Origin of the sequence: Merdimonas faecis (assembly GCF_001754075.1) — a bacterium.
GTDB lineage: Bacteria > Bacillota > Clostridia > Lachnospirales > Lachnospiraceae > Merdimonas > Merdimonas faecis.
Genome location: NZ_MIEH01000005.1, coordinates 40,029 through 51,895 on the forward strand (window position 1 = coordinate 40,029; position 11,867 = coordinate 51,895).

Genomic DNA, 11,867 nt, shown 5'->3' on the forward strand with positions numbered 1-11,867 from the left:
CCTTTCTGCAAGAGCTTTTCAACGGTAATCATCCGGATTTCTACTCTTCCTCTGCCGTCTCTTCCACCTTGATCATGTTGTCCGCCACGTCGCTGCTGATGGTATAGACCAGTATAGACCCATCTACCATAATATAACGGTTGCCGTCTTCATCCGTACTTCCCAGATAAACGGTAAAGGTCTTATCCTCCTCTGTATCCACGTCTTCATATTCTGCCGTGGCTGTGACCCTGGACGCTTCATCCAGCCCGTAATCCGCAAGGGTCTCATCTGTCACATGGTAATCCGCAAGGCTGGTCAGTGTAAGAGTCCCAAAACCGCCTGCCAGTTCTCCCAGCGCATCTTCGTCCTCATAAGTAGTCGTGGTCCCGTTTTCCGTGACCTCCACCTTTTTCAGATTGCCGCTGCTGATAGATGGCACGGTATCTGTCTGAATATACCCGGACAGGTCGAAATCCATACTGTAAGGAAGGTCGTCAGGGATCGTGTAGACTTTATCCGATCCCTCTACCATGGCGTAATAATCCTCCCCTGTCATATTCCCGATATAAATGGTCCCGTCCTCTCCATCCTCTGTCGTATAATTGATGGTATAAGAAGGCGAATCCAGCCCGTAGTCCGAGATGTCATCCGGGTTTTCCAGTTCCCGGGTGGCGTTAAGCGACGCTACAGTATCTGCAAAGCCGCCGACCACGTCCTGATTCATCGGGATTTCCTGATCCTCCGTATAGCGCCATGTGTCTTCCTCCAGTGTAAATCCCAGCGTACTCTCTCCGTCCGTGTAAGAAACCGCTGTCAATCCTTCCGCATCCACCAGTCTGATCTTCGCCGCTTCCTCGTCCGCCTCAGCCTGCTCCTGCTGGTGGTCATTCCATGCCTTAAGTCCCACATAGCAGCCGATCAGCACGACCAGCACGCCGCCAAGCATCAGCATCATCCTTTTTTGCTTCATATCCTGCCTCCTTTATACCTTTCTCCGTTTCCACCAGCGTACGAAGCCAAACACCAGGATCACTACCGGTATACCAAAGATTACCAGCAGGCTGATCACTCCGGCGTGCTGCATGGTATTGTAGGTCACCTCCAAGCTCTTAGCCTCGATCGCTACGTTTTCCACATCGTCAAAATTCGCCGAAATGGTATTCATAAACAGATCCAGGTTTTCCAACGTCGTAAATGAATCCGTGACCTGGGAATTGATCAGGCTGTCTGCCGCCAGGACTGTCAGCCGCCCTTCTTCCAGCTCTTCTTCGCTGTCCTCTGTGTCCTCTGACGCATCTGTCTCCTCTGAGCTGTCCTTTTCCTCTTCCTCCGAAGTGTCCGCTGCCGACAGCGTCTGCGTCGCAACAGCGCCCAGGCTGTAGGTGCCCTCTGTCTGGCTCTCTTCCGTCACCGCATAGCCCTGGTCTGAGGTATCCATAAAGGAAGATACGGTAATCGTATCCGCTTCCGGATCCGTAATCGTCATTCCCCTCGCATTGATGAGAAGCACCATGTTGGAGGCAAGCCCTTCCGCCATTTCATCATAGGCGCTGATTTCCGGGAAGATATAGTAATAATTGCCCTGATAGTTCCGTGACATATCTGCGATATATCCATCTGCCGGGGTCATGCCGTAAGCGCTCAGAAGCGCGTCCAGATTTGGCGTATCCTCTGTGCTCTCCGAGGACAGAGTGATATAAACCTTTCCGCCGCCTGCAATATAGTCTTTCAGAAGCGTCTGCTCATCCTCTGTAATATCCGTGGCAGGAGAGTACATAAACAAAAGGTCGCAGTCCTCCGGGATCTCCCCTGTCATAAGCAGGTTTAATTCCTCCTGTGTCATGTTATTTTTCTCCAGAAGATCCGTTACCGAAGACGAGAAAGTGGCTTCTCCGTGGCCCGTGGTGTAATAGATCTTCTTCTGAGAATCCGAGGTCACATAATTGACCGCGCTGGTAAACTGTCCCTCTCCGTCAAACTCCGTGGCCGATGAAGAGCCGGTCGTATAATAGGAATACTCATCGGTTACCAGAATGTCTGAAAATGCCACCGTTGTAGACTTTTCGGTATCCTCGCAGGAAATCAGGATCGTATCTTCGCTGACATCATTTTCCGTAAGCTCCGAGGGATGGAGTACCGGATCCACCCATTCTACGGTAATCTTATCTGACAAAGCCGTATATTTATCCAGGAATGTCTTGATCATATCATCCGTAGAACTCTTTTCGGCATATACCGTAAAGGTGACCTCCTGATCCAGATCCTTTAAGATCTCCCTGCTGGTGTCAGAAATCTCATAGATCCGGTTATCGCTGATATCTATGTTCCTGATGTTTTCCGGAAGCTGCCCCGCTATCATATTGATGATAACCGCGATCGCTATGACCAGAACGATCAGACCCACACTATAGCTTCCGTTTCTCCAGGTCATACTTGTGCTGCTGAATATATTTTTAATCTTTTCCTTCATAATGCCCTCCTAACTCCAACGCCTTTTCTGTATCATCTGAATCGTCAGAAACAGGAAGACCGCGATCATGGACAGATACAGGATGATCCCGCTGATATCCAGGTAACTGCTGTCTGTAATAACTGTCATGGGATCTGTCAGCTCCAGCTTTGCCAGGATATTCGGCAGCAGATTCTCAAACAGCTCTGACTTTGCCACATATGCAATGACCGTGCCTGCGATCACCACCAGCTCCACTGCCCCGCTTATGATCCAGTTCTTCGTCATCTGCCAGACAAGAAATGCCAGCAAGGACAGGATGACTGCCACTCCGATGGCGTTGGTTCCTGCTCCGGAAGGGATAAAATCCAGGATTCCGTTCCACAGATACAGCGCCATCAGGACTCCCATGGTACCGATGGCTGCAATGATCGTACTTTCTGTCAGCGATGAGATAAACATCCCGATGGAAATATATACGCAGCCCATCAGGAAAAACATCAGGATTGACAGATAATCCGTCAGAATATAAGCCGTTCCCTGGCTTTTGATGATCAGCGGAAAAATCAGATAAATAACGCATGGCACCAAAAGGATCGTCACCATTGCCAGATATTTTCCCAGCACTACCTTAGGAAGGCTGACCGGAGAGGTAAGGAGCAGCTGATCCGTTTTGTTTTTCCGGTCCTCCGCAAAGCTTCTCATGGTCAGCACAGGCACCGCTATCAAAAGAACAAACAGAATCCCCGTCAGCACATATGAGAAATAGGGATATCCATAGTTTAGGTTATATGCCATAAAATACACTCCTGCATACGCCACCAGAAATGCAATGAACACATATCCGATCATCGTATGGAAATAGGAATTTAATTCTCGTTTATAGATTGCTTTCACGTTTGTCTAACCTCCCCTTCTTTTATTTCTGCGTCAGTTCCAGGAATATTTCTTCCAGGGTTGACTTGTTAAGTTTCAATGTCAGAAGGGGCATCTTCTGGTCCGCAAACGCATGGAAGATCCGTTCCCGGATATCTCCCGAACCCTTTGCCTCTATCTGGGCACGCACCGTGCCATCCTCCAGCAATGTATATTCCACACGTTTGACCTGGTCGATCCGGTCCAGAACCCTTTCCACTTCCTTTTGCTCACGGCGGACTTCTATTTCAATATGACCGGTCCCGCTCATGGAATTTTCCAGGTTCTCCGGCGTATCACTGGCTACCAGCTTTCCTCTGGCAATGATCAGGATATAGTCGCATACCTCCCGGATCTCCGCCAGGATATGGGAGCTTAAAATGACCGTATGCTCTTTTGCCAGCTTACGGATCAGTTCCCTGATTTCGATGATCTGCTTGGGATCCAGACCCACGGTGGGCTCATCCAGGATGATGATCTCCGGAAATCCAAGGATTGCCTGCGCAAGCCCGACCCTCTGCTTATACCCCTTGGACAGGTTGCTGATCAGCCGGCCCCGGACATCTGAAAGTCTGGTCAGCCTCATAGCTTTTTCAATCTGGATCTCCATATCTTCTTTCGGTATCTTTTTCAGCTCTGCCGCAAATCTCAGATATTCCATGACTGTCATTTCCAGATAGAGAGGCGGCTGCTCCGGCAGATAGCCGATACACCGCTTTGCCTCCTCTGGTTCCTTCAGAATATCGTGCCCGTCTATCAGCACCTCCCCCTTTGTGGCGCCCAGATACCCGGTCATGATATTCATGGTCGTGGATTTTCCGGCACCATTAGGCCCAAGGAAGCCGTATATCTGCCCTTTTTCTACTGTAAAGCTTAAGTTGTCTACGGCCAGATGCTTCCCGTAACATTTGGTAAGATTCTTCACTTCTATCAATGCCATTCCTCCCGCTTTATTATTTTGTTGAGCGTCACAGCACTATGACGCACCGATGCTAACAATATAAGCGGTAAGTTTGAAATATATGTGGTAAAAGTATGTTCATTTTGTGAAATGGGAGATTCCTCCTGCTAACATCAGCATAATCCCGGGCACCACATATTTTCGCGGATGGTGCCACAGGTCACTTTCAATCTTCCACCCACGGACGGGGAAGAACCATTCCAGCATCACGGACAGGACTGCGCCAAGGCCGGAAAAGACTGCCGCCATTCCCGCCATCCTGGCGGTAATTCCGCCGGACCGGATCTGCCAGCTGCAAAGAAAAATCACATCCGCCGCAAAGTTACAGAAAAACAGGAACAGACCATAAGGGATGCAGAACCCTTTTCCCTGCCCGGGCAGGAACCGAACAGCCCGTTCCAGAGCCGGATCCCCGGACAGCAGGATACAGACAGGCGTATTGAAGGTAAGGATGGCAAAACCCATGGGAAGAGCGAATGTGTCTGCCGTCTTCTCGAAAAATACAGGCAGAACCAATGCAAGGCCCCACAGAATCCCTGTATTAGCCAGGTAATTTTTATGTCCCCGCAAATAACGGACAAAATAGGCAAACATCAGGACGTGCCGGCGGCTTTTTACCGTGCGGCTGCGTTTCCCATCCACAAAATAGAAGGAATAGGCATCCGCCCTCCACAAAACCAGCAGCAAAAACAGGTAATGGATTGCGAGAATCAAAAAAACGGCCATGTTCTCTCCCCACAGCAGAACCATCACAACCACCACCGCCCACAGGCTCCCTGCCCACGGATGATTTCTAAACGAAAAGAGAACTGCCGCAAACAGGGCCGCATGAACCGCACACAGAAAGCTTCCCAGAACTTCGGTCCAGGTCCATGCGTAGACCGCAAAGGCCACCGAAAGAAGCGCCGCCGTTTTCGTCAGGAGCGTATAGCTTCCAAGGGCAGATACATAAGAAAGTACCAATTTCCGGTTTTCAAAGGGCAGCATATACAGATTCTGCAGATACGAAGCCTGGTCCTTGGAGGACAATGCCTGCCACATGATGCCTGCCGTAAACATACTTACCATCAGATACAGGATTCTGACGGAGATCTCTATCTGCATCCCTGCCGTGCGCAGTCCGAAAAAGACAGCCCCCAGGACCAGCAAAGTCCGTATCAGGCGTTCATAGTTTTTCCCAAATAATTTTTTTGCAAAAGCCTTATATATCATCTTCATACCGAAGCGCCTCCCGCATATCCGAAGCGCAGATCCGGCCGCCTTCAAAGCTTCGCCGGATCTGCCCGTTTTCCAGTACCAGCACCCGGTCTGCAGTCAGTGCAATACTTTCCAGCACATGGGAGGAAAACAGCACTGTCCCATATTCTCGATACCCGGAAATCTGCCGGTACAGGTACTCTGTACTCTGAAAATCCAGCCCATTCACCGGTTCATCCAGTAAAAGCAGCCTCGGCTTCAGTGCAAATGCAGTGATGAGGAAACACTTTTTCCGGTTCCCGGTGGACAGCTCCTTCAGCAGGACATCCTCGTATCTCTCAAACCCAAAGCCTTTTACCAGTTCCCTGACGTCAGACAGCTTCTTCCCATAAGCGTGCGAGACATAGGTCAGATATTCCCGGGATGTAAAATACTGAAAGGAATGATCCTCGTCAAATACGGTGTAGCGGCAAAGTTTAAAACTTTGCTCTCGCATTCTTATCGGGCGGCCCTGGAACCAGACCTCTTCTGCATCAAAACCGGAAAGCAGGCCTGACAGCACTTTTAAAAATGTGGTCTTTCCGGCTCCGTTCAGGCCGATCAGCCCCACCACCTCATGCTCCAAAAGCTCCAGCGAAAAATCCGACAATACTTTCCTTTCCCTGTCATACCAGGCGCTTAAGTTTTTGACAGTTAACAGCGAATCATCCATACTACTTCCCTCCCTGATCATCCTGCTGCTTTTTCCATGTCGTAAAAGCCGAAACCAAAAACAGGATTGATAGAATAATACAAAGAGGTCCTCCTCCCACGATCGCTGCCCCTGCTAAGATCACTCCAATGATACTTCTGATATAAACGTGACGCATATTCCTTACCTCCTAAAATGTTTTCTCTTGATATCTCTATCATAGACAAAAAAAGAGGCCGAAACAGAAATGTCCGTAATCGGCAGGTTTTTGACCGCAAATGGGGACGGGGGATTTTCAGAAATCCCCCGTCCCCATTTGCGTTTTATTCTCCTGCTCTATCATAGGACAGCGTCGCCACTGTCCGGAATACCCCGTCCGCATAAGAAGTCTTCAGCGTCCCATCGTACTTTTCTGTCGCGGCACGGGCGCTTTTTAAGCCCCATCCGTGCAGCCCTTCTTCTGTTTTTGTCGTCTTCAGTTCCTTGTCCTTTAAAACCACAGATCCCGCAAAGCTATTCTCTATCTTGATGACCAGCATGTGCTGGATCCGGCGAATCGTAAGGTTTACAAACCGCTCTTTTTCCTCCGGTACTCTTGCCGCAGCTTCCAGTGCATTATCCAGCAGGTTCCCTAAGATGGCGCAAAGATCTGCCCCCGCTATATTCATATGCCGGGGAAATTCCACCTGTACCCGGTATGCGATTCCCTTGTCTTCTGCCTCGGCTGCTTTGCTGTTGATCAGGTAATCTACGGTTTCATCCCCTGTCCACACTGTATCCGCCAGCTCTGTCACCGGCGCTTTCAGTTCATCCAGATACCCGAGCGCTTCTTCTGTCTTCCCGTGGGTGAGAAGCTGGCGCAGGACTCCGATATGATTATGGAAGTCGTGAAACAGCTTTGCATTGACGGCATAAGCCTGATTCAGAGTATGATATTCCCGCTCCAGAAGTTCGGCCTGCTCTGTTTTCAGACGTGAAAGCTCTCTTTCTATCTGATTCTGCCGGTTCATATGGAACACCAGGACAGCCGTCAGGAGAATGACCGACAGAAAGGTCCACATGTCCAGTGTAGCGTCCGGTATCTCAAGCACCGTTTGCTCTGACAGAGTAATGATAGCAAGAAACCCTGCAAGGACGATCCCTCCCGCCATACGAAGCCCTTCTTTTTCTTTCGGATCCCCATACCTTCTGGAGCAAAGACACAGAACGATCAAAAGCCCGTTCAGAATCCAGACTGCCGCCTGTCCGGTCCCCGTCCCCACATCCAGAAATGCCGGCGAGCCAAACCAGATTCCAAGCCCGGCTCCCAAAAGGAACTGCCAGAATGAAACTCCGATCTCATAAAAGATTCCGATAAACAGCCCCATTCTCACATCCAGGCAGCCAAAGCGGACTCCGCAGAACACGATCCAGGCTGTCTCCAGCGCCAGACGATAAACTCCGGGCAATCCCGGGAGCGCTGTCAGCACGGAAAGGACTGCCGTTCCCACAATAACCGCCGCAAAGATCCATGCCGCTGTCCTTTCCTGCTTTTTACCGGCCGCCGCTCTGTGCATAATCAGAAAGCACACCAGTACCCGGACGGCTGCAGACGCCGTATCCGAACACAGTATCAGCCATTCCATCATATATGCCTCCCCCAGTAATCATTGATCTCTTCTTTTACTTCCTGCAGATGAGAACGGCTGACCGGAAGACTTTCTCCATTTTTCAGGACAGCCATCCCGTGCCGGATCTGCATAATGTGTATCATGTTGACAATGCAGCCCCGGTCGATATAGATAAATTCTTCCGCATTCAGCTCCTCATAAACCTTCTGCAGGCTTTTGCGGACTTTCGATACGCCTCTTGCCGTGGTCATACTTGCATTTTTCCCATCCCGCTCAATATAGTAGATCTCTTTATACGGAATCTTTTCCAGACGGCTGCTGGTCCTTATCGTATAGGTCTTTCCCTCTTCCAGCATGATAAGCTTCACCGCGTCCCGGACGGCTGCCGCAAGCCGCTTCTCTATCTCCGCTTTGGGAACATACCGGAAGACAGACAGCTCAAATGCATCTATGGCATACTCGATATGGGATGTAATAAAAATGATCTTCACATCCGGAAGACAGGGCCGGATCTTCTCAGCCAGCTCCATGCCGCTGCTTCCCGGCATCTCGATATCCAGCAGGATCAAGTCAAAGAAAAAATGATCCTCTGTGATGTCATAGAGCAGATTTTCGCTGGCGGTGTAAGACAGCGTCTCTCCGGCACATCCGCACTCTCTTAAGCACTGCTCGGCTATACTTTTGTGCCTGACTACCGCCTCTTTATCATCGTCACAGACTGCAATGCGCAGCATCCTTTCACCTCCGCTCCTGCATGTAAAAGCTATTCTTTTTCTATCATACCACCATCCGATGCAAATGAACAAATGATTTTCCTCTGCTGATCCGCCAGGATTGCTAAGTCTCCGAAAATCAGATAAAATAGAACTTATCAAATATTCGATCCTTCACGATCCTAGCATTTTAAGACAGTACAAAGGAGGAACTTATGAAAATCACAGACGTAAAAATGGAAAAATTTTCGATCGAACTGTCAGAACCATTCAATGTGGCCTTCGCCCAGATTACGCACACCGTCAGCATCATCGTCAAGATCGAGACAGATGAAGGCTATGTGGGCTATGGAGAAGCGGCGCCCTTCGCACCTGTAACCGGTGAGACGGTAGACGGCTGCCTGGAGATCCTCTCCCTTTTCCGCCAGGGACTGATCGGCATGAATCCTCTGGATATCGAAAAAGCTCATGCGATGATGGACGGCCTGGCCCATGGAAACGGCTCCGCAAAATGCGCCGTTGATATCGCTCTTTACGATCTAAAGGGCAAGGTGATGGGACAGCCCTTATACCGGGTACTGGGCGGATACGACAATGTTGTCCAGAATGATATCACGGTTGTCATCAACCCTCCGGAGAAAATGGCAGAGCAAGCTGTCCACTTTGTTAAAGATTTAGGCTACCACATCCTGAAGATTAAGACCGGGATCTGTCCGGAAGAGGATCTGCGGGCCATATCTCTGATCCGTGAAGCCGTCGGCCCGGATATCCGCCTGAGAGTGGATGCCAATCAGGGATACAATTACAGCCAGGCCATTGCCATGCTGACCGAGATGAAAAAGTACGGCGTCGAAGCCATCGAACAATGCCTGCCCGACTGGGATCTGGATGGAGCCGCAAGGCTTCGCAGACAGGGCAGCGGGATCCAGCTCATGCTGGACGAGTCCGTACATACCATCCGGGACGCCGCCAAGATCTGTAAAGCAGAGGCCGCAGACATTATGAACCTGAAGCTGATGAAATGCGGCGGCCTGTACAGAGGCGCCCAGATCAATGCCATCGGAGAAAGCTTTGGTGTCCCCTGTATGGTAGGCTGCATGATCGAAACAAAGATTTCCATCACCGCCGGATTAAGCCTGGTAGCCGCAAAGAAGAACATCACCGAGGCAGACTGTGACACCTTCCTGTTCTACAAGGACGGAGATACAGGCATGCCAGGCGGATTTGAAATCGAAGGCGACCAGTTCCGGCTGCTGGATAAGCCGGGCCTGGGACTCGATATCTCCTTCTGATCGTGACAAAAAAAGGAAGAACGGACATCCCCGCGCCGGATGATCCAGTTCTTCCTTTCTTTTAAGCATGATATTTTATTTCGCCATCACTTCCCAATCTGTTTTACAAAAAATACGTTTTCTTTTCTTTCCTGAAACCCGTTTTTCCTGTAAAACTGATAGGCCGGCACCTGTTTCTCTGTAAGAAGCGTGATGTATACGGCTCCCTTTTCCGCCGCTTTCTCTTCGATGGATTTCATAAATCCAGACCCGATTCCTGCCTGCTGCATCTTAGGAAGGATTCCAAACTCGTCGATCCAGTATTCCGTCCCCTCATACCAGCTTTTCAGCCTGCCAAGCGCTATGCCGATCAGTACTTCGTCCTGATAAACGCCGAAGGATAAGGAATTTTCGTTTCCCATCAGTTCCCGGATGTACGTATGAAGCTTGTCATCCGTCCACACATCATTCCATGGCTCTACTGAAAAAATATCGATCATCAGCCTCTTGACTGATTCAATATCCGACATATTCAACTCTCTGATCTCCATGGCCTTCTTCCCTTCTTTTTTCTTCTTCCTTTATAATAAAACATCAGGATAGATTTGTATACCCCATCAGAGATTCGTCCACCGCCTTTGCGACCTCTCTTCCCTCATGGATGGCCCACACCACCAGAGACTGTCCTCTTCGCATGTCTCCCGCAGTAAATACCTTTTGCACAGAAGTCTCATATTCTTTATCTGCCACGGTTCCGCGAGGCGTCTTTTCTACGCCAAAAGCGTCCATAACGTAATCCTGGGCTCCGGTAAAGCCTGCCGCAATCAGCACGAGATCCGCCGGAATGATCTTTTCACTGCCAGGCACCTGACTCATGTCCATGCGTCCGGTCTTTTCATTTTTCTGAAATTCCAGTCCCACCGTTTTGATCTTGCAAATCTCTCCCTTGCTGCCTGGAATGAATTCCTCCACGGTAGTCTGGTAAATTCTTGGATCCTTCCCAAAGACTTCTATGGATTCCTCCTGACCATAGTCTGTCTTCAGGACTCTTGGCCACTCCGGCCATGGATTGGACGCGGTACGTTCTTCTGCCGGTTTTGGCATCATCTCCAGCTGTGTGACAGACTTTGCACCCAGACGGATCACGGTGCCCACGCAGTCGTTTCCCGTATCTCCGCCGCCGATGACCACTACGTCTTTTCCCTTTGCCAGGGAATATGGTATCTCTTTAAAATCAGAGTCCAGAAGCCTTTTTGTCACTTCCGACAGGAAGTCTACCGCAAAGCGGATTCCCTTTGCTTCTCTTCCCGGCGCCTTGATATCTCTTGCCTGTGACGCTCCGCAGGCAAGAACCACCCGGTCATATTCCTTCAGGATCTGGGCGGCTTTCTTATCCTTTCCCACGTCCACTCCCGTGACAAAGGTAATCCCCTCCTCCTCCATCAGCTTCCTTCTTCTTTCAATCACTGATTTATCCAGCTTCATGTTGGGAATCCCGTACATGAGAAGACCTCCGATCCGGTCTTTCCGCTCGAATACCGTCACCTCATGCCCCCGGCGGTTGAGCTGGAGGGCTGCCGCCAGTCCTGACGGTCCGCTCCCTACGACCGCCACCCGATAACCGGTACGGACTTTTGGCGGTCCTACCCGCACCAGATCGTGTGCAAAGGCATACTCAATGATCGTTCTCTCATTTTCTTTTGTAGAAACCGGCTCTGTATTGACATTGCAGGTACAGGCAGCTTCACAGAGTGCCGGGCATACCCTGGAGGTAAATTCCGGGAAGCAGTTTGTCTGCTGCAGACGCTGATACGCACCTTCCAGATTCTCCCGATAAACCAGATCATTAAACTCCGGCACCAGATTGTGTAAGGGGCAGCCGGAGGCCATGCCGCCAAGCATGGCTCCGAACTGACAAAACGGAATACCGCACTCCATACACCTTGCACCCTGAAGCTTCTGCTCCCCGAGCGGAAGAAGCTCATGAAATTCTTTAAAATCGCCGATCCGCTCTTTCGGTGGTCTGCACGGCCCCGTTTTTCGCATATATTCTAAAAATCCTGTCGCTTTTCCCATAT

At 50.1% G+C, this 11,867-nt stretch carries 12 protein-coding genes; 1 reads left to right on the forward strand and 11 read right to left on the reverse strand.

Going from position 1 to position 11,867, the window contains the following annotated elements:
* Positions 1 to 40 precede the first annotated feature (40 nt).
* The 9 genes from BKD12_RS01795 to BKD12_RS01830 all read right to left on the reverse strand — a co-directional run bounded on the left by BKD12_RS01795 (position 41) and on the right by BKD12_RS01830 (position 8,539).
* On the reverse strand, positions 41 to 952 hold the full coding sequence (locus BKD12_RS01795) for a DUF4340 domain-containing protein (protein WP_070087624.1): 912 nt from the start codon (positions 950 to 952) through the stop codon (positions 41 to 43).
* Positions 953 to 964: 12 nt separating this feature from the next.
* Positions 965 to 2,452 (reverse strand): GldG family protein, encoded by a 1,488-nt coding sequence (locus BKD12_RS01800; protein ID WP_070087625.1) that lies wholly within the window; start codon positions 2,450 to 2,452, stop codon positions 965 to 967.
* 9 nt (positions 2,453 to 2,461) lie between these two features.
* Complete coding sequence (locus tag BKD12_RS01805) at positions 2,462 to 3,328, reverse strand: ABC transporter permease subunit (RefSeq protein ID WP_070087626.1); 867 nt, start codon at positions 3,326 to 3,328, stop codon at positions 2,462 to 2,464.
* Positions 3,329 to 3,350: 22 nt separating this feature from the next.
* Positions 3,351 to 4,280, reverse strand: coding sequence for an ABC transporter ATP-binding protein (locus BKD12_RS01810; protein WP_070087627.1), 930 nt, complete (start codon positions 4,278 to 4,280; stop codon positions 3,351 to 3,353).
* A gap of 105 nt (positions 4,281 to 4,385) precedes the next feature.
* The gene (locus BKD12_RS01815; protein ID WP_070087628.1) at positions 4,386 to 5,525 is read right to left on the reverse strand and encodes a hypothetical protein; all 1,140 of its coding nucleotides are present in this window, start codon (positions 5,523 to 5,525) and stop codon (positions 4,386 to 4,388) included.
* Positions 5,509 to 6,216, reverse strand: a complete 708-nt coding sequence (locus BKD12_RS01820) for an ATP-binding cassette domain-containing protein (RefSeq protein WP_070087629.1) — start codon at positions 6,214 to 6,216, stop codon at positions 5,509 to 5,511. The genes BKD12_RS01815 and BKD12_RS01820 overlap by 17 nt, the downstream gene beginning before the upstream one ends.
* 1 nt (position 6,217) lies before the next feature.
* Positions 6,218 to 6,373 carry a hypothetical protein gene (locus tag BKD12_RS16805; protein WP_176730902.1) on the reverse strand — a complete coding sequence of 52 codons (156 nt, stop codon included), beginning with the start codon at positions 6,371 to 6,373 and terminating at the stop codon, positions 6,218 to 6,220.
* Between the two features lie 145 nt (positions 6,374 to 6,518).
* Positions 6,519 to 7,820 carry a sensor histidine kinase gene (locus BKD12_RS01825; protein WP_176730903.1) on the reverse strand — a complete coding sequence of 434 codons (1,302 nt, stop codon included), beginning with the start codon at positions 7,818 to 7,820 and terminating at the stop codon, positions 6,519 to 6,521.
* Positions 7,820 to 8,539, reverse strand: coding sequence for a LytR/AlgR family response regulator transcription factor (locus BKD12_RS01830; protein ID WP_070087631.1), 720 nt, complete (start codon positions 8,537 to 8,539; stop codon positions 7,820 to 7,822). The genes BKD12_RS01825 and BKD12_RS01830 overlap by 1 nt, the downstream gene beginning before the upstream one ends.
* A gap of 194 nt (positions 8,540 to 8,733) precedes the next feature.
* Here BKD12_RS01830 and BKD12_RS01835 point away from each other — a divergent pair, with 194 nt between their 5' ends.
* Positions 8,734 to 9,810, forward strand: coding sequence for a mandelate racemase/muconate lactonizing enzyme family protein (locus BKD12_RS01835; protein WP_070087632.1), 1,077 nt, complete (start codon positions 8,734 to 8,736; stop codon positions 9,808 to 9,810).
* Positions 9,811 to 9,896: 86 nt separating this feature from the next.
* On the opposite strand, the gene BKD12_RS01840 is transcribed toward BKD12_RS01835, so the two are convergent.
* Together BKD12_RS01840 and BKD12_RS01845 are read right to left on the reverse strand one after the other, a co-directional pair.
* Positions 9,897 to 10,340: a GNAT family N-acetyltransferase gene (locus tag BKD12_RS01840; protein ID WP_070087633.1), complete on the reverse strand. Its 444-nt coding sequence runs from the start codon at positions 10,338 to 10,340 to the stop codon at positions 9,897 to 9,899.
* Between the two features lie 43 nt (positions 10,341 to 10,383).
* Entirely contained in the window at positions 10,384 to 11,865 is a 1,482-nt protein-coding gene (locus tag BKD12_RS01845; RefSeq protein WP_070087656.1) for a glutamate synthase subunit beta, read from the reverse strand.
* Positions 11,866 to 11,867 lie beyond the last annotated feature (2 nt).

What these genes read in the sequence shown, in the direction of transcription:
- BKD12_RS01795 (WP_070087624.1), bottom strand. Translation starts at nt 952, where the DNA reads ATGAAGCAAAAAAGGATGATGCTGATGCTTGGCGGCGTGCTGGTCGTG.
- BKD12_RS01800 (WP_070087625.1), bottom strand. Translation starts at nt 2,452, where the DNA reads ATGAAGGAAAAGATTAAAAATATATTCAGCAGCACAAGTATGACCTGG.
- BKD12_RS01815 (WP_070087628.1), bottom strand. Translation starts at nt 5,525, where the DNA reads ATGAAGATGATATATAAGGCTTTTGCAAAAAAATTATTTGGGAAAAAC.
- BKD12_RS01820 (WP_070087629.1), bottom strand. Translation starts at nt 6,216, where the DNA reads ATGGATGATTCGCTGTTAACTGTCAAAAACTTAAGCGCCTGGTATGAC.
- BKD12_RS16805 (WP_176730902.1), bottom strand. Translation starts at nt 6,373, where the DNA reads ATGCGTCACGTTTATATCAGAAGTATCATTGGAGTGATCTTAGCAGGG.
- BKD12_RS01825 (WP_176730903.1), bottom strand. Translation starts at nt 7,820, where the DNA reads ATGGAATGGCTGATACTGTGTTCGGATACGGCGTCTGCAGCCGTCCGG.
- BKD12_RS01830 (WP_070087631.1), bottom strand. Translation starts at nt 8,539, where the DNA reads ATGCTGCGCATTGCAGTCTGTGACGATGATAAAGAGGCGGTAGTCAGG.
- BKD12_RS01835 (WP_070087632.1), top strand. Translation starts at nt 8,734, where the DNA reads ATGAAAATCACAGACGTAAAAATGGAAAAATTTTCGATCGAACTGTCA.
- BKD12_RS01840 (WP_070087633.1), bottom strand. Translation starts at nt 10,340, where the DNA reads ATGGAGATCAGAGAGTTGAATATGTCGGATATTGAATCAGTCAAGAGG.
- BKD12_RS01845 (WP_070087656.1), bottom strand. Translation starts at nt 11,865, where the DNA reads ATGGGAAAAGCGACAGGATTTTTAGAATATATGCGAAAAACGGGGCCG.